This window comes from Corallococcus sp. CA049B, from assembly GCF_003611685.1.
GTDB lineage: Bacteria > Myxococcota > Myxococcia > Myxococcales > Myxococcaceae > Corallococcus > Corallococcus coralloides.
Genome location: NZ_RAWC01000060.1, coordinates 1 through 20,876 on the forward strand (window position 1 = coordinate 1; position 20,876 = coordinate 20,876).

The window sequence follows — 20,876 nt, forward strand, 5'->3', positions numbered from 1 at the left end:
GTCCCCGCCCTGTTCAAGGTGGCCCTGGCCCCCGTGCAGGCCTTCTTCCGGCTGGAGGCCAGCAGCGGCATCCTGCTGGCGCTCTGCGCGGTGGCCGCGCTCGCCTGGGCCAACTCCCCCTGGGGCGCCTCCTACGCCGCCGTCTTCGACGCGCCCCTCCACCTGGAGGTGGTGGGCCACGGCGGCCACTTCACCTTCCGCGAGTTCATCAACGACGGGCTGATGACGCTCTTCTTCTTCCTGGTGGGGATGGAGATCAAACGCGAGCTGTCCGCGGGCGAGCTGCGCACGTTCTCCCGCGCGCTGCTGCCGCTCATCGCCGCGCTGGGCGGCATGGTGGTGCCCGCCGCGCTCTACCTCTTCTTCACCCGGGGCACGCCCGCGCAGGGCGGCTGGGCCATCCCCATGGCCACGGACATCGCGTTCGCCATTGGCTGCCTCACGCTGGTGAAGGCGCGCGTGAGCCAGGGGCTGGTGGTGTTCCTCACCGCGCTCGCCATCTTCGACGACATCGGCGGCATCCTCGTCATCGCGCTCTTCTACGGCACGGGCCTGCACGTGGAGTGGCTCGCGGTGGCCGCGGGCCTGGTCGCGGTGCTCTGGGGGCTCAACCGCTTCTACGTGCGCAACGGGCTGGCCTACGCCGTCGTGGGCGCGGCGCTCTGGTACGCCATGCACCACGGCGGCATCCACGCCACGCTGTCCGGCGTGGTGCTGGGCCTGTGCATCCCCGCGCTGCCCACCCGCCCGGGACGCGAGGTGCTGGAGGAGCTGGCGGAGTACATCCGGGGGCTGGTGTCCCAGCCGGACGACGAGACCGCGCGCAGCGCGCAGCTGCTCCACATCGAAGAGGCGCTGGAGGACATCGAGCCGCCGCTCAACCGCTTCGTGCACCTGTGGCACGGCTACGTGGCCTACGGCATCGTGCCGCTGTTCGCGCTGGCCAACTCCGGCGTGGACGTGTCCGGCATGTCGCTGTCGGACCTGCTCAAGCCCCTGCCGCTGGGCATCATCATGGGCCTCTTCGTAGGCAAGCAGGTGGGCATCTTCCTGTTCACCTGGGCGGCGGTGCGGGCGGGCGTGTCCCCGCTGCCCACGGGCGGCGGCATGGCGCAGCTGCACGGGGTGGCCGTGGTGGCTGGCATCGGCTTCACGGTGGCCCTCTTCGTGGCCGGGCTGGCCTTCGCCGGACAGCCGGCCCTGCTGGCGGAGGCCAAGCTGGGCATCCTGGTGGGCTCGCTGCTCTCCGCCGTCGTGGGCTACGTCCTCTTGCGCTACGTGGCCCGTCCGCCCCAGGCTGCGGCACAGGCCTCGCCATGAACCTCCAGGACCTCAACCGCATCCGGCAGATCGCCCTCATCGCCGCCCGCCACGGCTTCGGCGAGGTGACCGAGCGCGCTGGCGTCTGGCGCATGCTCGGCGGCCGCAAGGAGAAGGTGGAGGTCTCCGAGGAGGCCCGCCGCGAGTCCACCGCGCGCCGCTTCCGCCTCTTCCTGGCGGAGCTGGGGCCCACGTTCATCAAGCTGGGCCAGGTGCTCTCCACGCGCGCGGACCTGCTGCCCGGGGAGTTCGTGGAGGAACTGGCCACGCTCCAGGACGACGTGGAGGCCATCCCCCTGGAGCAGGTCCACGCGCAGATCCGCGACGCTTTGGGCAAGGACGTGCAGGAGCTGTTCGCCCAGGTGGATCCGGAGCCGCTCGCCGCCGCGTCCATCGCCCAGGTGCACCGCGCGGTGACGCTGGAGGGCGAGGAGGTCGTCATCAAGGTGCAGCGCCCCGGCATCGCCCAGCGCATCGACGCGGACCTGGGCGTGCTGCGCTCGCTGGCGCGCCTGTTGGAGGCCGTGGTGGAGGAGACGGGCATCTACTCGCCCTCCGGCATCGTGGACGAGTTCGACCGGGCCATCCACGAGGAGCTGGACTTCATCAACGAGGCCACCAACATCCGCGCGTTCCTGGAGAACCACAAGGACCGCCCGTACCTCAAGATTCCGCGCGTGTACGCGGCGCTCTCCAGCCGCACCGTGCTCACCATGGAGTTCATCCGCGGGGAGAAGATCAACCCCGCGGCCCTGCCGGAGGCGGACCGCAAGCAGATCGCCCAGCACATCCTGGAGGCCAGCTTCCGCCAGCTGTTCGACGACGGCCTGTTCCACGGCGATCCGCACCCCGGCAACGTGCTGCTCATGGAGGGCAACCGGCTGGCGCTGCTGGACTTCGGCGTGGTGGGCCGGCTCACCCGCCCCATGCAGGAGACGCTGGTGATGCTGTGCCTGGCGGTGGCGCTCAAGGACAGCGACTCCGTGGCGCGCATTCTCTACCGCGTGGGCGTGCCGGACGCGCGCGCCAACCTGATGGGCTTCCGCAACGACATCGATTCCATCCTGGGCCAGCACCTGCCCACCACGCTGGGCCAGGTGGACGCGCGCACGCTCCTGCGCGACCTGTTGGATCTGGCCGTGAAGTACCGCATCCGCATCCCCAAGGAGTACGCGCTGCTGTCGCGCGCCTCCGTCTCCACCGAAGGCATGCTGCGCGGGCTCTACCCGGAGCTGAACATCATCGAGGTCGCGCTGCCGTACGCGAAGGAGCTGATGGCGGGCCGGTACGATCCCACGCAGCTCCAGGGCGGTCTGATGCGCACGCTCCTGCGCTTCCAGTCCATGGCGCAGGACCTGCCCACGCAGCTGTCGCAGATCCTGCTGGACCTGGAGACGGGCAAGTTCAGCGTCACGGTGCGCGCGGAGCAGTTCGACAAGCTCAACGAGAACCTGCGCAGCGTGGCCGTCATCGCCTTCCTGGGCCTGTGCGCGTGCGGCTTCATCGTGGGCGCGTTCATCGCCTTCGCGCCCCGGCCGCCCATGTACGGGAACGTGCCGGTGCTGGGCATCGTCGGCATCGCGCTGGCCGCGGCCCTCTTCGGCGCGGTGCTCACCTGGTACCTGTTCGGCGGCCGGTTCGGGAAGGTCAGCGTGACCCGCTTCCTCAAGAAGCGCAGGTAGCCCAAGGACCTCACCGGCGCTCGGCACGGGGTGGGTGCGACAACGGCCCACCTGATGGAGGGCAGGCGGGCTCGGGGAGCGCGTGTCACGCGAGCGCGAACGGATCCGTTGAGGGGTGCACAGTCAGGCGTGGCCCGGGTAGTCTGCGGGGCTTGTCGTTCTCCCCTCTTGCCCCCGTGCTCGACTTGTCCGCGAACCCAACCGCCGCCCGTCGTCCGTACCGCGCCCCGCTGGCCACGCTGTTCGCGGCCGCGCTCCTCGCCACCACCGCCGGCTGTGCAGGCGGGCTCGATGACCCCGATCGCTTCACCGGGGGCACCAGCTCCTGCGCCCCTGGCACCACCGGCGCGAGCGTCATCCAGGCGCAGTGCTTGTCGTGTCACTCCACGGACGCCAACGGCTCCGCGGGCGGCGGCCTGGACCTGCAGGCGTCCGGGCTCCCCGGGCGGCTCTACACCACCAACTCGGCGTGCAACACCGCGCCGCTGGCGGACAGCGCCAACCCGTCCCAGTCCTTCTTCCTGAAGAAGCTCACGGCGTCGCCGGGCTGCGGCGCGCGGATGCCGCTGGGCGCGTCGTTGAGCGCCGCGGACACCGCGTGCGTCACCGATTGGCTGGTCGCCGGAAAGCCGGGCTCCCCGTGATGACGCGCACCCGATACGCCACCGCCGCGGCCCTCCTGGGCGCGGCCCTGCTGCTCGCCCCCGCCGCGGACGCCGCGCCGAAGAAGGCGCCCGCGAAGACGGCGCAGTCCGCGAAGAAGAAGAAGGCCCAGCAGCCCGCGGAGGCGCGCCGCGTGGCGGTGCTCGCCTCCGGTCCGCACGCGGACGCCGCGCGCGACGCGCTGGAGGCGGAGCTGGCCCGCCGTCCGGCCCGCTACGAAATCGTCCCCGAGTCCGCGGTGCGCGCCGCCGCCTCGCGCATGGGCCGGGATCCGACGCAGCCCGCCGGCGCCGCCGCCGTGGCGAGCGAGCTGGGCCTGAGCGCGGTGCTGGTGGCGGACACGTCCACCGTGGGCAAGAAGCACCAGGTGCGCGTCACCGTGCGCAACGGCAAGGACGGCAAGGCGCTGGCCTCGCCCGCCGCCGCGAAGCCCGCCACGCCGAAGCTGGTGCCCGTGGCGGTGAAGCGCCAGTGGACGGCGCTGGAGCGCGGCCTGCAGAAGTCCCGCGCGCCGGAGGCCGCCCCGGTGGAGCCTCCGCGGCCCCCCACCCCCGTGGAGCCGGAGCCGGCGGTGAAGCCCGCGGAGCCCATCGCGCAGACGCCCGCGCCCACGAAGACGCCCGCCGCGGAGCCCATCCGCAAGCCGGTGGCCGCGGCTCCCAAGGAGACCAAGGAGACCAAGGCCCCGGAGAAGGAAGCGGACTCCGTCTCCACGGACGCGGAGCGGGCCTCCGCGCCCATCGTGGAGGGCGCGCTGGGTGTGAAGCTGCTCGGCCGGTCGCTGCGCTACAAGGACGACGTGTTCGGCGTGCTGCGGCCGTACACGCTGGGCCCGGACGTGGGCGGCTTCGCGCTGCCGGGCGCGCCCCAGGTGGCGGGTGACGTGACGGTCTATCCGCTCGCGGCCTTCCAGAAGGGCGCGCTGGCGCGGCTGGGCATCACGGGCGCCATTGATCAGTCCTTCGGGCTGAAGTCCACGGGCTCCACGGGGGCGGTCTCCTACCCCACCACGGCGCGCGAGTGGCAGGCGGGCCTGCGCTACGTGATTCCCTTCGGCGAGGCGCAGCGCCACGGCTTCGAGCTCACCGGAACGTACGGGATGAACACGTTCCGCATCGACGCGGTGGACGGCGAGCGTCCGTTGGACCTGCCCAACGTGGAGTACAAGACGGCGGGCCTGGGGCTGGGCGTGCGGGCGGCGCTGTCGGAGAAGTTCGACTTCAACTTCCGGCTCGGCTACCAGCACCCGCTGGACTCCGGCGAGCTGTCCTCGGACGCGTGGTTCCCGCGCATGTCCGCGGGCGCCGTCACGGGCAGCGCGACGCTGGCGTACCGGCTCAACCGCATCCTGGACGTGAGGGTGAAGGCGGACCTGCGCCGCTACTTCTTCAAGTTCAACCCGGAGCCGGGCGACCCGTACGTCGCTGGTGGCGCCGTGGATCAGTACCCCGGCCTGTCGTTCCAGCTGGGCTTCCGCTACTAGCGGTCGCGGAGCACCGCCGGTCCGTGCGCGACACGGACCGGCGCGTGACGGCGCAGCCAGTCCCTCACCGTGGGCCAGAGCGTGGCGGCGTGGTGCTCGCGGAAGAAGCCCAGGTGGCAGATGCCCTGGCCCAGGCTGTCCGCGGGGGAGAACTGCCGGCGCTCCACGGTGCAGCCGGTGAGGTGCTCACAGACCAGATCGATGGCTTCCGGGGGCCCCCAGGGATCGTCGTCCAGGCCAATGGCCAGCACCGGCATGCGCAGCCGGCCCAAGCGGGCCGCGGCGTCCACGCTCGGATCGTCGAAGTAGAAGCGGGGCAGCGACGCCCAGCGGCTCCACTCCAGCGAGGCCTGGGCGGGCACGTCCTCGCCCAGCCCCAGCCGCGCATAGGGCATGTAGCCCAGGAGCCGGGCGCACAGCGGCCCGATGAACTTGAGGTACAGCGCGACCAGCAGCCGCTCCCGAACGGACGGGATGAACCGCAGGCTCCCGGCCTGGGACGCCACCATCACCGCCGCGGTGAGCCGCTGGCTGCTCGCGCTCAGACCAATGGCGTGACCGCCGAAGCTGTGTCCCACGGCGAGCAGCGGCAGCCCCGGGTATTGCTCCGCCGCCCAGCGGGTCACCGCGTCCACGTCCTGGTCGATCCAGGTGAGGAACCCGGCGCGCGTCCGCTTCGCCACGCCGGAAGGGTTCACGCCCCGGTAGTTGTAGGTCACCACCGCGAAGCCGTCGTCCGTCAGCCGCGCGGCGAACGCGAAGTACATGCTCGCGGGCATGGCCGTGGCGGGATGCACCAGCACCACGCCCCGGACAGGGCCCTCCGGGCTGTGCAGCGAGGCGTGCAACTCGAAGCCATCGGCGCAGGTGATGCGATGCGGAGTCGAGCGTGCCATGGCCCCTGGAGCGGCTTCGCAAGAGAACCTATCGGCTAACATGTGAATCCAGGCCGGGCAAGACCGCGCCCCGCCTTCTCCGTCTACGAAGAACGGAGCGATGCCTGGGCCGTGCCCCGAGGCATCCCCATGGAGCACATGGACTGAGCGCCCCTCACTTCGCCGGAGGCCGTGCCTCCAGCAGGCCCCGCACGAACGCCGCGACGGGGCCGGCCAACTCCGAGAGCCGGTCCACGCGGTCCTCCTCCACGGCCTCCAGGATGAGCTCGTTGATGCCGCCCACGAGCGCCATGGCGATCGCCGGGGACAGCTTGGCCCCGGTGCCCGCCGCGTCGAACTCCCGCCGCATCAGCTCCGCGAAGCCGCGCATCACCTGGCGGCGCAGCTCGAAGCCCTTCGGGCCGACATGCAATATCTCCACGAGGAGCGTCCGCACGAGCCCCGGCCGGCTCTGGAGGCTGGAGAGGTAGACGGCCGCGCCAATGCTGGCCCGCATCTCCCCCGGAGGCGCGTGCTGGATGGACGCCTGGATCTCCGCCAGCAGCCGGGCGCTCTGCGCCGCGTAGAGCGCCAGCAGGCACGCGTCCTTGTCCTCGAAGTGTTCATAGAACGTGCGCTTCGACACGCGCGCGTGCCGCACGATGTCCGCGATGGTCAGCCGGGCGTAGCCCATCTCCACGATGGCCTGCGCCAGGCCCGCGACGAGCCGCTCCCGGGGGGCTTCGCCTGATGGGTCGGACGGGGACGTCATGCGGCTCCCGGGGCTGGTACTTGACCGTACCAGAGGTCACTGCTACCTCTATTCAACAGACGCATAGGCTGGGTACCTTCCTGTACCACGAGGAGTCGCGTGATGCCCCTGTCCTCCGCCGAGCCGTCCTCGCACGTCGATGTGTTGATCATCGGCGCGGGCCTGTCGGGCATCGGCGCCGCGTTCCACCTGCAGACGCGCTGCCCCACCCTGAGCTACGCCATCCTGGAGGGGCGCGGGGCCATGGGCGGTACGTGGGATTTGTTCCGCTATCCGGGCGTCCGCTCGGACTCGGACATGTACACGCTGGGCTACCGGTTCCGGCCGTGGCTTGGGGGGAAGGCCATTGCGGATGGGCCCTCCATCAAGGCGTACATCGAAGAGACGGCGGCGGAGTACGGCATCGACCGGCGGATCCGCTACCACCACCGCGTCACGCGCGCCGAGTGGTCCTCCGAGCACGCGCGCTGGACCGTGGACGTGGAGGTGGGCCCCGACCGCGCGCCCCTCCGCATGACGTGCGGCTTCCTCTACGCCTGCACCGGCTACTACGACTACGCGAGCGGCTACACGCCCACGTGGCCCGGCACCGAGCGCTTCCGGGGCCGCGTCGTGCACCCGCAGCACTGGCCCGAGGACCTGGACTACGGCGGTAAGCGCGTGGTCGTCATCGGCAGTGGCGCGACGGCGGTGACGCTGGTCCCCGCCATGGCCGGCCGCGCCGCGCACGTCACGATGTTGCAGCGCTCGCCCACGTACATCGCGGATCAACCGGCCGAGGACGGCGTCGCCCGGGCGTTGAGGTACGTCCTCCCCCGGCGCGCGGCCTACGCGGTCGCGCGCTGGAAGAACGTCCTGCGCGGCATGCTCCTCTACGGCCTCGCGCGCAGCCGGCCGGGACTGTTCAAGTGGATATTGCGCCTGGGTGTACGGAAGGCGCTCGGCAAGACCTACGACGTCGATACGCACTTCGCGCCCCGCTACAACCCGTGGGACGAGCGGCTGTGCGTCGCCCCCGACGGCGACCTCTTCCGCAGCATCCGCGAGGGGCGCGCCGCCGTGGTGACGGACCACATCGAGTCCTTCACCGAGACGGGCCTCCAGCTGCGCTCGGGCGCGCACGTGGACGCGGACATCATCGTCACCGCCACGGGGCTGAACGTGAAGATCCTCAGCGGCCTGTCGCTGTCCGTGGACGGAGAGCCCGTCCAGCTGGCGCGGACGCTCGCGTACAAGGGGATGATGTTCAGCGACGTGCCCAACCTCGTCGCGGCCTTCGGGTACACCAACGCGTCGTGGACCCTGAAGTGCGACCTGGTGGCCGAGTACACCTGCCGCCTGCTCAACCACATGAAGCAGCACGGCTACACGCAATGCGTGCCCCGCGTGACGGGGCCGGCCATGACGCCGGAGCCCGTGCTCGACTTCCGCTCCGGCTACGTGCAGCGCGCGCTGGAGTCCCTGCCCCGCCAGGGCACGCGCGCCCCGTGGCGCCTGTACCAGAACTACGTCCGCGACCTGGTGATGATGCGCTACGGCCGCGTGGACGACGAAGCCATGGAGTTCAAGCGCTCCGGGAGCGCTGGCTCTGGACAGGCGCTGCTTCCAGACGTGAGCACCCGTTCCAACGCGGAGGTGGTCCGTGGCTGAGCGCATGAGGCTTCAAGGCAGGACGGCGGTCGTCACGGGCGCGGCGAGCGGCATCGGCCGCGCCATCGCGGTCTGCCTGGCACGCAAGGGCTGTCACCTGGCGCTCGCGGACGTGAACGAGGCCGGGCTCGCGGAGACGGCGGAGCTCGCGAAGGCGCCGGAGTTGCGCATCAGCCGCCACCGGCTGGACGTGTCCGACAAGGAGGCGGTGGAGGCCTTCCCGGCGAAGGTGACGGCGGAGCATCCCGGGGTCGACCTGCTCTTCAACAACGCGGGCGTCGCGCTCGGAGGTTCGTTCGAGCAGGTGAGCAGCGACGACTTCGAGTGGCTGTTCGGCATCAACTTCTGGGGCGTGGTGCGCCTGAGCCGCGCCTTCCTGCCCCTGCTGCGCCAGAGCGACGACGCGCGGCTGGTGAACCTCTCCAGCGTCTTCGGCCTGGTGGCCCCGCCGGGACAGGTGGCCTACGCGGCGAGCAAGTTCGCCGTCCGCGGCTTCTCGGAAGGGCTGCGCCACGAACTGGAGGGCACCACCGTGGGCGTCACCGTGGTGCACCCGGGCGGCGTCGCGACGTCCATCGCCGCGAGCGCCCGGGTCCCCACCGGCGCGACGGCGGAGGAGGTCACCCGGCGCCGTAAGTCGTTCCAGAAGTTTCTGCGGCTCCCGGCGGAGGCCGCGGGCGACATCATCGTGCGAGGCGTCGAAGCGCGCGAGCAGCGCATCCTCGTGGGCAAGGACGCCGTGGCGCTGGCGATGCTCGCCCGCCTCTTCCCCGTGACGTACTGGAAGCTGCTCGCCTCGCGTCTGCGGGCCTGAAACCTGTCCGACAGTCAGACAGGTCTGCGGAACAGGTCGCCCAGGTCGGCGGGCAGCTGCGACGCGACGGCGGCGACCTCGTCCTCGGGGATGCGGTCGCGCACGGCGGTGAACACCGCGGTGACGACGCGGAAGGCCTGGTCGGGCTTGATGTTCAGGTGATCCGCGATGTCGGTGATGAACTCATCGCGGCCAATGCGCTTGGCGCGTGAAGGCCCCCGGTGCACCGAGCAGGCTCCCAGGATGGCGCCGATGCCCCCGGGCAGCGCGCGGAAGAGCTTCACGTCCTCGCCATCCGACAGCCTGCGGGCCAGCGAGCAGAACACCGCGCTGGCGGCCTCCCGGGCCTCCAGGCCCTGGCTGTGCATGACGGCGTCCCCCTGGATTTCGTCCAGGAACGGCTGGAGCTCGAGCGACTCGTCGCGCTCCTTGACGGGCACGGCGTGGGTGTCGGGAGGAGGAACAGATGTGGCCATGGCAGCGTCTCCGAACGTTCAGGGCCCCAGGACGGGGCCGTGTTCCGAAGACGCTGCGCATGTGCCAAAGCGCCTGCATCGTCCGAGGACGACACGAGCGCGCGGGCGGCCGGGCCACCGCTGCGACTCCCCGGCGCACCGCGCGGCTCGTCACCCGCAGGGCGGGCCGGTGAGGTCGCTGGGGCGCTCCAGCGCGGGAGTGGGCTGACCGGGCGTGAGGTTCAGTGCCGTGTTGACGAGCCCCACGTGCGAGAAGGCCTGGGGGACGTTGCCGAGCAGCCGCCGGCCCACCGGATCATACTCCTCGGATAGCAACCCCACGTCGTTGCGCACCGCGAGCAACCGCTCGAAGAGGGCGCGCGCGTCCGCGTCGCGGCCCATCAGCACGTAGCAGTCCGCCAGCCAGAACGAGCACGCCAGGAAGGCCCCCTCACCCCCGGGCAGCCCATCCCCGTTGTCCTGGGAGTCCGTCGCGTAGCGCGCCACGAAGCCGTCGCGCATCAGCTCGCGCTCGATGGCCACCACGGTGTCGCGCACGCGGGGATCCGTGACCGGAAGGAACCCCACCTGCGGCATCAGCAGCAGGCTCGCGTCCAGCTTCCGCGAACCATAGGCCTGGGTGAAGGCGCGCCGGTGGCCATCCCATGCCCGGGCGCAGACCTCCGCATGGATGCGATCTCGCACGTGCCGCCACCGCGCCACCGGTCCCTCCAGGCCGAAGGACGCCACCCCCTTGAGCGCCCTGTCAAAGGCCACCCACGCCATGACCTTGGAGAAGGTGAAGTGCTGGCGGGGGCCACGCACCTCCCAGAGCCCCTCGTCGGGGCGCTCCCAATTTCCCTCCAGGAACCCCAGCAGCGCCTTCTGCATCGCCCACGCGACGTCCTCCGGCGACAGGCCGCCCCGGCGCGTCTGGTGGAGGGCGTCCATCACCTCGCCGTGGACGTCCAGCTGCAGCTGGTGGACGGCGGCGTTGCCCAGGCGCACGGGGGAGGACCCCTCGTAGCCCGGCAGCCAGGACGCCTCGGACTCCGTCAGCCGCCGCTCCCCGGCGACGCCGTACATGATCTGCAGCTTCGACGGGTCGCCCGCCACCGAGCGCAGCAGCCAGTCCCGCCAGGCCGCGGCCTCGTCCCGGTAGCCGGCGTGCAGGAGCGCCTGGAGCGTGAACGTCGCGTCCCGCAGCCAGCAGTAGCGGTAGTCCCAGTTGCGCACCCCGCCGGGCCACTCGGGCAGGGACGTCGTCGCCGCCGCGACGATGCCGCCCGTGGGGGCATACGTCAGCGCCTTGAGGACCCTCAGCGACGTCAGCACCGCGTCCCGCCAGGGTCCCTGGTACGTGCACCGGTCGGACCACGCGCGCCACCACGCGCCGGTGTCCTCCACTTCGGCCGCCGCGTCCAGCCTCGGCGGCGGCGCTTCGTGCGACGGGAACCACGTCAGCACGAAGGGGACGCGCTCTCCCTTCGCCACGGTGAAGTCCGCCACGGTGGTGAGCCCCTCGCCGCGCGTCTCCACGGGCGTGTCGAGCGTCACCGCGTCGGGCCCCGCCACCGCCAGCAGCCCCCCGTCCGGCCGCTTGCGAACCCAGGGCACCACGGAGCCGGAGTCGAAGCGCAGGATGAGCTCCATGCGCATGGGCACCCGCCCCTCCACGCCCTCCACCAGACGGACCACGTCCGGCGTGCGCCCGCGCGGCGGCATGCAGTCGATAAGGCGCACGGTGCCGTCGGGCGTGGTGAAGGTCGTCTCCAGGACGAGCGACCCCTCGCGGTAGCGGCGGCGCGTCTGGACGCTCTCCGCTCCGGCCCCTGGCGCGAGCAACCAGCGCCCGTGCTCCGGCGTCCCCAGGAGCGCCGCGAAGCACGCCCCCGAGTCGAAGCGCGGAAAGCACAGCCAGTCCAGCGACCCGTCCCGTCCCACCAGCCCCACGGTCTGGGTGTCTCCAATCAGTGCGTAGTCTTCGATGCGCAGGGGCATGACCGTCTGGTGGGCCGAGGGGAACGTCCTCCAACCCGAAGATGGCCATCCCCCGGGAGCCCGTCACCGGGGCCGGGTGACCAGCTCCTTGCGTCCAACGGGACGGATGCCCCGCGCCAGCAGCCTGCGGGCCGCGAGCACGGACACGCAGTCATCCGTGCTGTGGATGTCCCCGTAGAACGTCAGGAGCGTGGCGGGCTCCACCACGCGCAGGTCGCCCACCTGGACGGACGGAACGTCGCGGACGAACACGTCCAGGATGACCTTCGCCCCCTCCAGGTACTTCGCGTACCGGTAGAAGTTCGTGGACGTCGCGTCGAAGCGAGTCCAGATGCGCGCGAAGCCCCGGGCGGTCAGCAACTGCACCAACTCCGCGAAGCGCTCCGGCGCGACGAAGAGGTCCACGTCCTTGTGGTCGTGATCGATCTTAAGCTCTTCGTGCGGCGGGGCCATGAAGTGCCAGGCCCAGCCGCCGGAGAAGGTGACGAGCGGCGCCAGGGCCCGCAGCTCCGCCTCCGAAATGCGAAGGCGTTCCGCGTTCCAGGCCTCTTCCGCCCGCTTTGGATTGCGTGGGTCTCCCATGGCGTCCTCCCGAGTGGCGCGGAAGGACGCGATGTCTCCAGAAACCTGACCAGCCCCCTACCCGTGCGGCACCGGCCGGGGCTCTTCGTGGACGGAGGGCGAGGCGTCCCCGCCCTTCCCCTTGCTGAACCGGTTGCCCAGGCGCGTCTTGATGCGGTCCGCGACGACGTAGAACGCGGGCACCACGAGCAGGCTCAAGACGGTGGACACGGACAAGCCGCCCAGCACCGCGACGGACATGGGCGCGCGCGTCTCGCTGCCCGCGCCCAGCGCCAGCGCCGCCGGCACCGCGGCCATCATCGTCGCCATGGACGTCATCAGGATGGGCCGCAGGCGCACCGGGCCCGCGCGCAGCATGGCCTGCATCGCGTCCGCGCCCAGCTCGCGCTGCTGGAGCGCGTAGTCCACCAGGATGATGGAGTTCTTCTTCACGATGCCCATCAAGAGCAGCAGGCCGATCATGCTGAAGATGTTCAGCGTGTGCCCCGTGATGAGCAGCGCGAACGACGCGCCCGCCACCGACAGGGGAAGAATCGTGAGCACCGTCACCGGGTGCAGGAACGAATTGAACTGCGCGCCCAGCACCATGTACGCGACGGCGATCCCCAGGAAGAGCGCGAAGATGAGGCTGCTCATCGAGTCGCGGAACGCCACGCTCGCCCCGCCCGCCACCACGCGGATGCCACCGGGCAGATTTTTGCCCAGGGACTCCACCGTGGCCAGCGCCTCCTCCTGATTGGCCCCCGGCGCCACGTTGGCGTAGAGGCTGATGGCGCGCTCACGGTCGCGGCGGGTGATGGCCTGGAGCGCGGGCAGCTCCTCCTGCGTCACCAGCGACGACAGCGGCACCAGCATGTTGCTCGCCGTGCGGACCTTCAAGAGCGACAGGTCCTCCGGCCGCGAGCGCTGGCTCGCGAGCAGCCGCATGCGCACGTCGATGCGCCGCCCGCCGCTGCTGTACTTGCCCACGCGCACGCCGCCCACCAGCGCGTTCACCGTGGACGCCACCGTCTGGATGGGCACGCCCAGGTCCGCCGCGCGCGCGCGGTCCGGGGTGATGCGCAGCTCCGGCTGGCCCAGCTGGTAGTCCGTGTCCAGGTCCACCACCTTGCCGGACGCCTGGAGCTGCTCGCGCAGCGACTGGCTCGCCTCCACCAGCTTGTCCCAGTCCGACCCGCGCACGCTGAACTCCACCGGGAAGCCGCGCTGCGCGGTGAAGCCCGCCTGGGACAGGTCCTGCACCACCGCGCGCAGGCCCGGGTAGCTGTTCAGCTCCTTGCGCAGCACCTGCGCGAACTCCGCCTGCGGCATGCGCTGGTCCGCCGGCAGCAGCGTCAGGTTCATGAAGCCGGAGTTCACGGAGGAACCGCCGCCACCGCCGCCCACCACCGCGAACACGCGCGTCACCTCCGGGCGGCTGGCGACGAACGCCTCCGCGCGTTTGAAGAGGCGGTTGGTCTCGTCGATGCTGCTGCCCACCGCCGTCTGCAGGCGCACGGACATGCGGCCCTGGTCCTGCGACGGCACGAACTCGCCCGGCAGCGCCTTGAACGCGAACGCGCTCAGGATCAGCATGGCCACCGCCCCCAGCAGCACGCGCCAGGGCCGCACCAGCCCCCAGCCCAGCACCCGCGCGTACAGCGCCTCAAGCCGGGAGAAGGCCTTGTCCACCACCACCCCCACCCGGCTGCGGTGCTCGCGCGACGTCTTGAGCAGCTGCGCGCAGCGCGCGGGCGCCAGGGTGATGGCCTCCACGTAGGACAGCAGCACCGCCACGCACAGCGTGACGCCGAACTGGAGGAAGAACCGGCCGATGATGCCCTTCATGAAGACGACGGGCAGGAAGATGGCCACCACCGCCAGCGTCGCCGCCAGGGCCGCGAAGGTGATCTCCGCCGTGCCTTCCCGCGCGGCGCTCACCCGGTCCTTCCCCTCCTCCGCGTGCCGGAAGATGTTCTCCAGCACCATGATGGCGTCATCCACCACGATGCCCACGGCCAGCGCCAACCCCAGCAGCGTGAACGTGTTGAGCGTGAAGCCCAGGAAGTAGATGACCGCCACCGTCCCCAACAGCGACATGGGAATGGCGAGCACCACGTTGAGCGTGCTGGACAGCGACCCCAGGAACACCCAGCACACGAACGCGGTCAGGATGCACGCGAGCAGGAGCTCGAACTCGATCTCGTGCACGCTCTCCTCGATGAACTGCGTCGAGTCGAAGTTGATGCTCGCGCTCATGCCCTCTGGCAGCTCCTTCTGGAGCTGCTCCAGTTGCTCGCGCACCGCCTGGGCCACCGCCACCGCGTTCGCGCCGCGCTGCTTCTTGATGCCCATGGCCTGCGCGGGCTCGCCGTTCACGCGCGCCATGCGGCGCTCGTCCTCGAAGCCGTCCTCCACGATGGCCACGTCGTGCAGGTACACCGTGCGCCCGTTCTCCTCGCGCACCGCCACGTTCGCCAGGGTCTCCAGGTCCAGCGCCTCGCCCATGAAGCGGACGTTGACCTCGCGGCCCTGCGTCTCGATGCGGCCGGCGGGCAGCTCCACGTGCTCGCGCTGGAGCGCGGCGACGACGTCCGTCACGGTGAGCGCGTGCGCGTCCAGCTTCTGCGCGTCCACCCAGATGCGCACGTTGCGCTCCAGCAGGCCGCCCAGGATGACCTCGCCCACGCCGGGCACCGTCTGCAGGCGCTCCTTCACGCGGTAGCGGGCGAAGTCGCTCACCACCTGCTGGGAGAAGGGCCCGGCCACGCCCAGCCACATGATGGGCTGGTCCTCCGGGTTGGACTTGGAGACGACGGGCGGATCAATGTCCAAGGGCAGCCGGCGCTGGGCCTGGCTCACCTTGGTCTGCACGTCCTGCAGCGCCAGGTCCACGTTGCGCGACAGGTCCAGCTCCACCGTGATGTTGGCGCTGCCCTGGCGCGCGGAGGACGTGATGCTCTTGACGCCCTCCACCTGCGTGACCGCCTCTTCGATGAACTCGACGACGTCCGACTCCACCGCCTCCGGGTTGGCGCCCTCCCACGACACGGAGATGTTGATGGTGGGGAAGTCGACGTCCGGGAACTGGCTGATGCCGATGCGCTGGGCCGCCACCAGTCCGAAGATGATGGTCGCCGCCATGATCATCCAGGCGAACACCGGCTTCTTGATGCAGACGTCGGTGATGCTCATGGACGGCCCTCCGCGCCCGCGTTCGTGTTCGAGTCGCCGCGGGCCTCGGCCGGGGGCTGCTCACCGCCCACCCTGGGCTTCGGGCGCGCCTCTTCCACGCGCACGGCCACGCCGTCACGCAGGGCCTCCGCGCCGCGCACCACCAGCGTCTCACCGGGCTTGAGGCCCTCCTTCACCTCCACCCGCCCGTCCGGCGTGCGCAGGCCCAGCTCCAGGATGCGCTCGCGCGCCTTGTTGTCCGTCACCACGAACGCCAGGAAGCCGCGCTCGCTGGGGCGGATGGCCGTCTGCGGAATCACCGGGCTGTCCCCGCGCGACTCCACCGGCACGCTCACCGTGGCGAAGGCGCCCGGGCGCAGCCTCCGCGCGGCCTCGCCCGTCACCTCCGCGGTCACCGCCACCATGCGGCTCTGCGTATCCGCGCTCGCGGACACGTAGGTGATCTTCGCCTCATACGCGCCGCCGTCCGAGCGCACCGTGAAGCGCGCGGGCATCCCCGGGGTGATCCGCGTCACGTCCGCCGCGGGCACATTGAAGCGCAGGAGCAGCGGCTCACGGCGCAAGAGCGTGGCCAGCACCACGCCCGGTTGCACGTACTGGCCCGTCTGCACCGTGCGCGTCTGGAGGATGCCGTCCATGGGGGCGCGCACGTAGGCGTCGCGCTGGTTGAGCTGCGCCTGATCCAACGCCGCCTTCGCGGCCGCCACGTCCGCCTGGGCGGTGGCGGCGCGGGCCTGGTACGTCTCCAGCTGTTCGGCGGGCAAGAGGCCCGGGCTCTGCGCGTTGACCTCCGCGCGGCGCTGGGCGCCGGCCCTGGCCTCCACCAGCGAGGCCTGGGCCTTCTGCAGCGCGGCCTCCGCGGCGCGCACGGCGATGGCGTAGCGCGCGGGTTCGATCTCCGCGAGCGTGTCGCCCTTCTTCACCGTCTGGCCTTCCGCGAAGGACACCTTCTCCAGGGCGCCCGGCACGCGCGCGGTGATCTGCACGCTCTCGAAGGCCTCCACCGCGCCCACGGCGCTGACCGCGTACTCCACGTCGCGCGCCTCCACGGGCGCGACCTCGACGGGGAACTGGGTGGGGCCCCGGCCCGCGCCCTTGCCGCCTTGCGCGGGCGTTTCCTTCTTGCAGCCAGGGGACAGGGCCAGCACGGCCAGCGACAGGGCCAGCACTCCAGTGCGTTGCATTGCCTTCACGGTTCCTTCCCCAGGGGATTCAGTCCAACAGCGGCCCGCAGGCCCAACAGCGCCACGCCCAGCCCATAGCGGTTCTGCGCGAGCGCCACCTCCGCCTCGAAGAGGCTCAAGGAGGCGTCCGCCAGGGTGAGCGCGGTGGACAGGCCCTGGCGGTAGAGGATGCCTGTTTCCGCGGCGTTCTTCCGCGCCGCCTTCGCCGCCTGCTCGCTCTGCGCGAGCGCGGCCCGCGCCGTCTCCAGATTCACCCGCGCCTGCTCGATGTCCACCGGCACGCGGCGCGTCGCGGCCTGGGTGTTCAGCTCCGCGACGTTGGCGATGGCCACGCGCTCATCGCGGTCGGCGTAGCGGGCACCGCCGTCGAAGAGCGTCCAGGTGAGATCCAGGGCGAGGAACCCATCCCCGACGTTGCCGTTGAGGCCCGCCTCGTTGGTGAGGCGGTACTGCGCGCTCGCGCCCAGGGACGGCAGCAGGCGCGCCAGGGGCTCCTTCGCGCTCTCCCGCAGCGAGCGCACGCGCAGCCGGGCGGAGAGGATGTCCGGCCGCCGGTCCGTGGCCCCCTGCGTGAGCAGCTCCAGGGGCGGCGTGGGCTGGATGGCGTCCGCGAGCAGCGGCTCCGGCGGCGAGAGCTCCCCCTGCACGGGCTCCACGAGCAGGTAGCCCAGCTCCAGGCGGCTCGTCTCCGCGGTGCCCAGGGCGGCGGCGAGGTTGGATTCGGCCGTGGCCAGCTCCAGCTCCGCGCGGGTGACGTCGTTGGTGCTGGCGAGCCCGGCGCTGGCGCGGGCCTGCGCGTCCGACAGGCTCTGCTTCGCGTAGGCCAGGCGCTGCTCGGCGGCCTGGTAGACCTGCTGGTTGGCCAGGGTGACGAGGAAGGCGTTGGCGGCGCTGAAGGCCACCTGGCGGCGCGTCTCCACGGCGTCCAGCTTGAAGGCCTCGCTCTCCAGCTTCGCGGCCTTGTAGAGCGGGAAGCCGCGCGCGTCGAAGAGGGCGACCCGGCCGGAGAAGACCGCGCCCAGGGCGTTGTACTTCTGGAGCACGACGGTCTGTCCGCCGACCTCGCGCGTGGACTCCCGCAGGCGCCGCGTGTAGGTGCCAGTGGCCGCAATGGTGGGCAGGAAGAAGGCGCGGGCGCGGGCGACGCGGGCCTGGGCGGCCTCGGCGGACTGCCCCGCGGCGAGCACGGCCTCGTTCTTCTGCGAGGCCAGCTCCACGGCGCGCTCCAGGGTCAGCGGCGCGGCACCGGCGTCCGGCTTCGGCGGCTTGGGGAAGGCGCTGGCGGGAGACTCGGCGGCGGGCGCTGGAGACGGCGGTGTCTGGGCGAGCGCGTCCGGGGCCAGCGCGCAGAGGCAGGCTCCCAGGGGCGCGGCGAAGAGGGCACGGCGGACGGTAGGCATAAGGCGTGCGGTGGAACGGGCCAATGTTGAAAGGTCAGCGGCCCCTATACACGGAAGCCGTCATCCCGGGGGTGATGAGCGGAGCGTGTCTGGACGATGCCTCGCACAGCGGACTATGGGTCGGGGAAGAAAGCTCTCGGGTTGAATTGCCGACGGGTGGCGACATCGCCCTACTCCGGGTGTGGGCGCGCCCCAGAATGCGTGTCCCATGCGTTTATTCCTGGTCGCTGTGCTCGCGAGCGTCCTCGCGGGGTGCCCCAAGGGCGATGAGCTCAAGTCCGCCGCCCTGAGGGTGCAGCTTCATTACGAAGGATTTCGGCCGGGGTGCGTGACGCTGACGGTCACGGATCAGGCGGAGGTGTCCCGTCACGTCACGACGAACGTGAACGTGTCCGGCGGTGCGCCTCCGGGCACGCTGTCCGTGGCGGTGTTCCGGCAGGCCGGCTGGAGCAACGACGTGAAGCTCCTGGCCCGGGCGCACGAGCAGTCCTGTGAAGGCGCCCAGGTGGCGACCGCGGAGGCCACCGCGAGCCTCGCGAAGGACGGCATCACGCCGGTGGACCTGCTGCTGGGAGCCACGGATGGAGACGGCGACGGCTTCGTCGCTTCGTCCGAAGGCGGCACGGACTGCGATGATGACGACCCGTCGGTGGGAGGGCCCCTGCCCTGGTACACGGACAGGGATGGAGACAATTACGGCAGCAGCCTCCTGCCCCCGGTGACGGCATGCACGGCGCCCTCGTTCAACTCCGTGAGCCGCGCGGGGGACTGCAACGACAACGACAGCCAGGTGCACCCCGGACAGGAGGAGTTCCGCTGCGACGGACGGGACGACAACTGCGACAGTGCCGTGGATGAGTCGTTCGACGTGGGCGGGACGTGCTTCAACGAGCTCGACTGCCAGGGCGTGAAGGCGTGCTCCGGGACGAATGGGGGCGTCGCCTGCACCGCCACCGCGACCCCCGCCCCCTACTACGTGGACACGGACGGGGACGGAGCGGCCGACACGGAGGCGGGCCGGAAGTGCGGAACGATTCCCGCGAACGCGAGCACGGTGGCCTCCGACTGCGATGAGAGCTCCCGCTTCCGCGCACCCGGCTTGCCGGAGGTCTGCGACCGGATCGACAACGATTGCAGCGGCGGGGCCGACAATGGCGTGGCATGCAGCATGGACTGGCGGACACCTGCCGTGACGGACGGCACGAACTGGAAGGCGGTCGCGACGGATGGAACGACCACGGTCTGGGTCGCGGGAGATGGCGGCAAGCTGGCCCGGTCCCAGATGGACTTCACGGGGGGCAGGTACGTCACCTGCGACGGCGACTGGAAGGCCGCGTGGGTCGCGGCCTCCGGGGAGCTGTTCCTCGCGGGCGGCAAGGGCGGGGCCGGCCGCTTCGCGCGGGCGCATTCGGACGCGACTGAGTGCACGACGGAGACCCGCAACGTCCCCCAGGTCATGAACGGCCTGGTTGGCATCGAGAATCCATCGAGAGCGCCGACCCTCTACGGTGTGACAGGGGGCGGCAGGAGCTTCCGGTGGACGCCACCCGCCGCCCCGGAACAGACGCAGCCGAACCCCGTGGACGCAAACCTGCGCGCCATCAGCGCCGCGGGCAGCGTGGAGACGCTCCTGGCCGTGGGGAAGAAGAACTCGAACAACGCCCCAGTCGCGTTCCGGTTCGACGCGGCGAGCTCCACCTGGAGCGAAGAGGCGATTCCCACGACACTCACGGGCGAACTGCGAGGCGTCCACGTGGTGAATGCGAACTACGCCTATGCCGTGGGCGACAACGGAATGGCCTTCGAACGTGTCAACGGCGTGTGGAGCGCGATGAAGCCCGTGCCCGCGGACTACTCGAACCGCAGCCTCCAGGACGTCGTGGCCTTCGGGAAGACGGCGGTCTACGTGGCGACCACCGATGCGGGCAGCAACGGAGGGGCCGTCCTCTTCTTCAACGGCACCGACTGGAGCACCGTCTACACCGACGCGGGCTCCCCCGCCCGTGCACTGCGGTCGTTGGACGGGAAGACCCCCACGGGCGTCGTCACCGCGGGAGACCGCGGCACGGCCGCCAGCTTCGTCACGAATCGCTGACCGCCCCGCCATGGACCTGCGCGCCGAAGCCCTGACCCTCCGCTACGGCCCCCGCACCGTGCTGGAGCCCACGGACTGCCACGTCCCGCCCGGCACGCAGGCGCTGGTGCTGGGGCGTTCGGGGTCGGGCAAGACGACGCTCCTGAAGGCCTTCGCGGGCCTCCTGCTCCCCTCCTCCGGACGGGTGACCTGGGACGGTCAGGACGTCTCCAGGCTCTCGGCGCCGGAGCGGCGCGCGCAGCAGGCGTCGTTCGGCTTCGTGTTCCAGACGGACGCGCTCTTCGACTCGCTCACGGTGCGGCAGAACGTGATGCAGCCGCTGCTCCGCCGTCGCGTGCCGGAAGACGAGGCCCGCGAGCGGACGGATGCCGTACTGCGCTCGGTGGGGCTGGCGGACGCGGCGGACACGCTGCCGGAGCGGCTGTCCGGCGGCATGAAGAAGCGCGCGGGGCTCGCGAGGGCCATCGCGGCGAGGCCGGCGGTGCTGCTGGCGGATGATCCGTTCGCGGGCCTGGATCCCGGCACGGCGCGTCAGGTGGCGAGGGTGCTCCTGGAGGTCGCGGGCCAGGGCACGCTGCTGGTGGCGGCGCCGGAAGCACCGGTGGATCTCCCCCTGCCCCGCTGGTTGTACCTGCGAAGCGGCAGACTGGTGCACGATGGGGCCCCGGCGCCGCGGCTCGAAAGCGCGCCGGACGAGGCCCTCGCATGACCCCGCGGTCCCAGCCC

General features: G+C 71.3%; 16 protein-coding genes. 8 read left to right on the forward strand and 8 right to left on the reverse strand.

Translation table 11 applies throughout. From position 1 onward, the window contains the following. The 4 genes from nhaA to D7W82_RS15940 form a co-directional block, all read left to right on the forward strand. The coding region (nhaA, locus tag D7W82_RS15925; RefSeq protein WP_199727764.1) for a Na+/H+ antiporter NhaA at positions 1-1,320 on the forward strand (1,320 nt) is incomplete at its 5' end. Continuing rightward, complete coding sequence (locus D7W82_RS15930; protein ID WP_120619171.1) at positions 1,317-3,002, forward strand: AarF/ABC1/UbiB kinase family protein; 1,686 nt, start codon at positions 1,317-1,319, stop codon at positions 3,000-3,002. The genes nhaA and D7W82_RS15930, both read left to right, overlap by 4 nt. 152 nt (positions 3,003-3,154) lie before the next feature. Beyond that, complete coding sequence (locus D7W82_RS15935) at positions 3,155-3,646, forward strand: hypothetical protein (protein ID WP_147439349.1); 492 nt, start codon at positions 3,155-3,157, stop codon at positions 3,644-3,646. Continuing rightward, entirely contained in the window at positions 3,646-5,148 is a 1,503-nt protein-coding gene (locus tag D7W82_RS15940) for a hypothetical protein (RefSeq protein ID WP_120619173.1), read from the forward strand. Before D7W82_RS15935 ends, D7W82_RS15940 begins: the two co-directional genes overlap by 1 nt. On the opposite strand, the gene D7W82_RS15945 is transcribed toward D7W82_RS15940, so the two are convergent. Both D7W82_RS15945 and D7W82_RS15955 read right to left on the reverse strand, forming a co-directional pair. Beyond that, complete coding sequence (locus D7W82_RS15945; protein ID WP_120619174.1) at positions 5,145-6,044, reverse strand: alpha/beta fold hydrolase; 900 nt, start codon at positions 6,042-6,044, stop codon at positions 5,145-5,147. The genes D7W82_RS15940 and D7W82_RS15945 overlap by 4 nt on opposite strands. 154 nt (positions 6,045-6,198) lie before the next feature. Then, entirely contained in the window at positions 6,199-6,795 is a 597-nt protein-coding gene (locus D7W82_RS15955) for a TetR/AcrR family transcriptional regulator (RefSeq protein WP_120619175.1), read from the reverse strand. A gap of 102 nt (positions 6,796-6,897) precedes the next feature. Between D7W82_RS15955 and D7W82_RS15960 the strand changes: the two genes are divergently transcribed. Both D7W82_RS15960 and D7W82_RS15965 read left to right on the forward strand, forming a co-directional pair. Next, the gene (locus D7W82_RS15960; protein WP_120619176.1) at positions 6,898-8,445 is read left to right on the forward strand and encodes an NAD(P)/FAD-dependent oxidoreductase; all 1,548 of its coding nucleotides are present in this window, start codon (positions 6,898-6,900) and stop codon (positions 8,443-8,445) included. Next, positions 8,438-9,259 carry an SDR family oxidoreductase gene (locus D7W82_RS15965; RefSeq protein WP_199727765.1) on the forward strand — a complete coding sequence of 274 codons (822 nt, stop codon included), beginning with the start codon at positions 8,438-8,440 and terminating at the stop codon, positions 9,257-9,259. Before D7W82_RS15960 ends, D7W82_RS15965 begins: the two co-directional genes overlap by 8 nt. Before the next feature lie 14 nt (positions 9,260-9,273). Here the strand turns inward: D7W82_RS15965 and D7W82_RS15970 are convergent, their stop codons facing one another. The 6 genes from D7W82_RS15970 to D7W82_RS15995 form a co-directional block, all read right to left on the reverse strand. Beyond that, on the reverse strand, positions 9,274-9,735 hold the full coding sequence (locus D7W82_RS15970) for a DUF2267 domain-containing protein (protein WP_120619177.1): 462 nt from the start codon (positions 9,733-9,735) through the stop codon (positions 9,274-9,276). Between the two features lie 150 nt (positions 9,736-9,885). Beyond that, positions 9,886-11,715, reverse strand: a complete 1,830-nt coding sequence (locus D7W82_RS15975) for a glycoside hydrolase family 15 protein (protein WP_120619178.1) — start codon at positions 11,713-11,715, stop codon at positions 9,886-9,888. 63 nt (positions 11,716-11,778) lie between these two features. After that, a complete protein-coding gene (locus D7W82_RS15980) occupies positions 11,779-12,297 on the reverse strand; it encodes a hypothetical protein (RefSeq protein WP_120619179.1) in 519 nt (172 codons plus the stop codon). A gap of 57 nt (positions 12,298-12,354) precedes the next feature. After that, the gene (locus D7W82_RS15985; RefSeq protein WP_120619180.1) at positions 12,355-15,471 is read right to left on the reverse strand and encodes an efflux RND transporter permease subunit; all 3,117 of its coding nucleotides are present in this window, start codon (positions 15,469-15,471) and stop codon (positions 12,355-12,357) included. After that, on the reverse strand, positions 15,468-16,655 hold the full coding sequence (locus D7W82_RS15990; RefSeq protein WP_120619181.1) for an efflux RND transporter periplasmic adaptor subunit: 1,188 nt from the start codon (positions 16,653-16,655) through the stop codon (positions 15,468-15,470). Before D7W82_RS15990 ends, D7W82_RS15985 begins: the two co-directional genes overlap by 4 nt. Before the next feature lie 5 nt (positions 16,656-16,660). Beyond that, the gene (locus tag D7W82_RS15995; RefSeq protein ID WP_120619182.1) at positions 16,661-18,055 is read right to left on the reverse strand and encodes a TolC family protein; all 1,395 of its coding nucleotides are present in this window, start codon (positions 18,053-18,055) and stop codon (positions 16,661-16,663) included. Between the two features lie 208 nt (positions 18,056-18,263). On the opposite strand from D7W82_RS15995, the gene D7W82_RS16000 reads away from it, so the two are divergent. Both D7W82_RS16000 and D7W82_RS16005 read left to right on the forward strand, forming a co-directional pair. After that, a complete protein-coding gene (locus D7W82_RS16000; protein ID WP_120619183.1) occupies positions 18,264-20,150 on the forward strand; it encodes a putative metal-binding motif-containing protein in 1,887 nt (628 codons plus the stop codon). A gap of 10 nt (positions 20,151-20,160) precedes the next feature. After that, a complete protein-coding gene (locus tag D7W82_RS16005; protein WP_120619184.1) occupies positions 20,161-20,859 on the forward strand; it encodes an ABC transporter ATP-binding protein in 699 nt (232 codons plus the stop codon). The last annotated feature ends 17 nt before the right edge of the window (positions 20,860-20,876 follow it).

Excerpts from the sequence above, each read along its gene's own strand:
- D7W82_RS15940 (WP_120619173.1), top strand. The coding sequence starts at position 3,646 with ATGACGCGCACCCGATACGCCACCGCCGCGGCCCTCCTGGGCGCGGCC.
- D7W82_RS15960 (WP_120619176.1), top strand. The coding sequence starts at position 6,898 with ATGCCCCTGTCCTCCGCCGAGCCGTCCTCGCACGTCGATGTGTTGATC.
- D7W82_RS15975 (WP_120619178.1), bottom strand. The coding sequence starts at position 11,715 with ATGCCCCTGCGCATCGAAGACTACGCACTGATTGGAGACACCCAGACC.
- D7W82_RS15930 (WP_120619171.1), top strand. The coding sequence starts at position 1,317 with ATGAACCTCCAGGACCTCAACCGCATCCGGCAGATCGCCCTCATCGCC.
- D7W82_RS16000 (WP_120619183.1), top strand. The coding sequence starts at position 18,264 with ATGCGTTTATTCCTGGTCGCTGTGCTCGCGAGCGTCCTCGCGGGGTGC.
- D7W82_RS15990 (WP_120619181.1), bottom strand. The coding sequence starts at position 16,655 with ATGCAACGCACTGGAGTGCTGGCCCTGTCGCTGGCCGTGCTGGCCCTG.
- D7W82_RS15970 (WP_120619177.1), bottom strand. The coding sequence starts at position 9,735 with ATGGCCACATCTGTTCCTCCTCCCGACACCCACGCCGTGCCCGTCAAG.
- D7W82_RS15955 (WP_120619175.1), bottom strand. The coding sequence starts at position 6,795 with ATGACGTCCCCGTCCGACCCATCAGGCGAAGCCCCCCGGGAGCGGCTC.
- D7W82_RS15985 (WP_120619180.1), bottom strand. The coding sequence starts at position 15,471 with ATGAGCATCACCGACGTCTGCATCAAGAAGCCGGTGTTCGCCTGGATG.
- D7W82_RS16005 (WP_120619184.1), top strand. The coding sequence starts at position 20,161 with ATGGACCTGCGCGCCGAAGCCCTGACCCTCCGCTACGGCCCCCGCACC.
- D7W82_RS15980 (WP_120619179.1), bottom strand. The coding sequence starts at position 12,297 with ATGGGAGACCCACGCAATCCAAAGCGGGCGGAAGAGGCCTGGAACGCG.
- D7W82_RS15995 (WP_120619182.1), bottom strand. The coding sequence starts at position 18,055 with ATGCCTACCGTCCGCCGTGCCCTCTTCGCCGCGCCCCTGGGAGCCTGC.
- D7W82_RS15945 (WP_120619174.1), bottom strand. The coding sequence starts at position 6,044 with ATGGCACGCTCGACTCCGCATCGCATCACCTGCGCCGATGGCTTCGAG.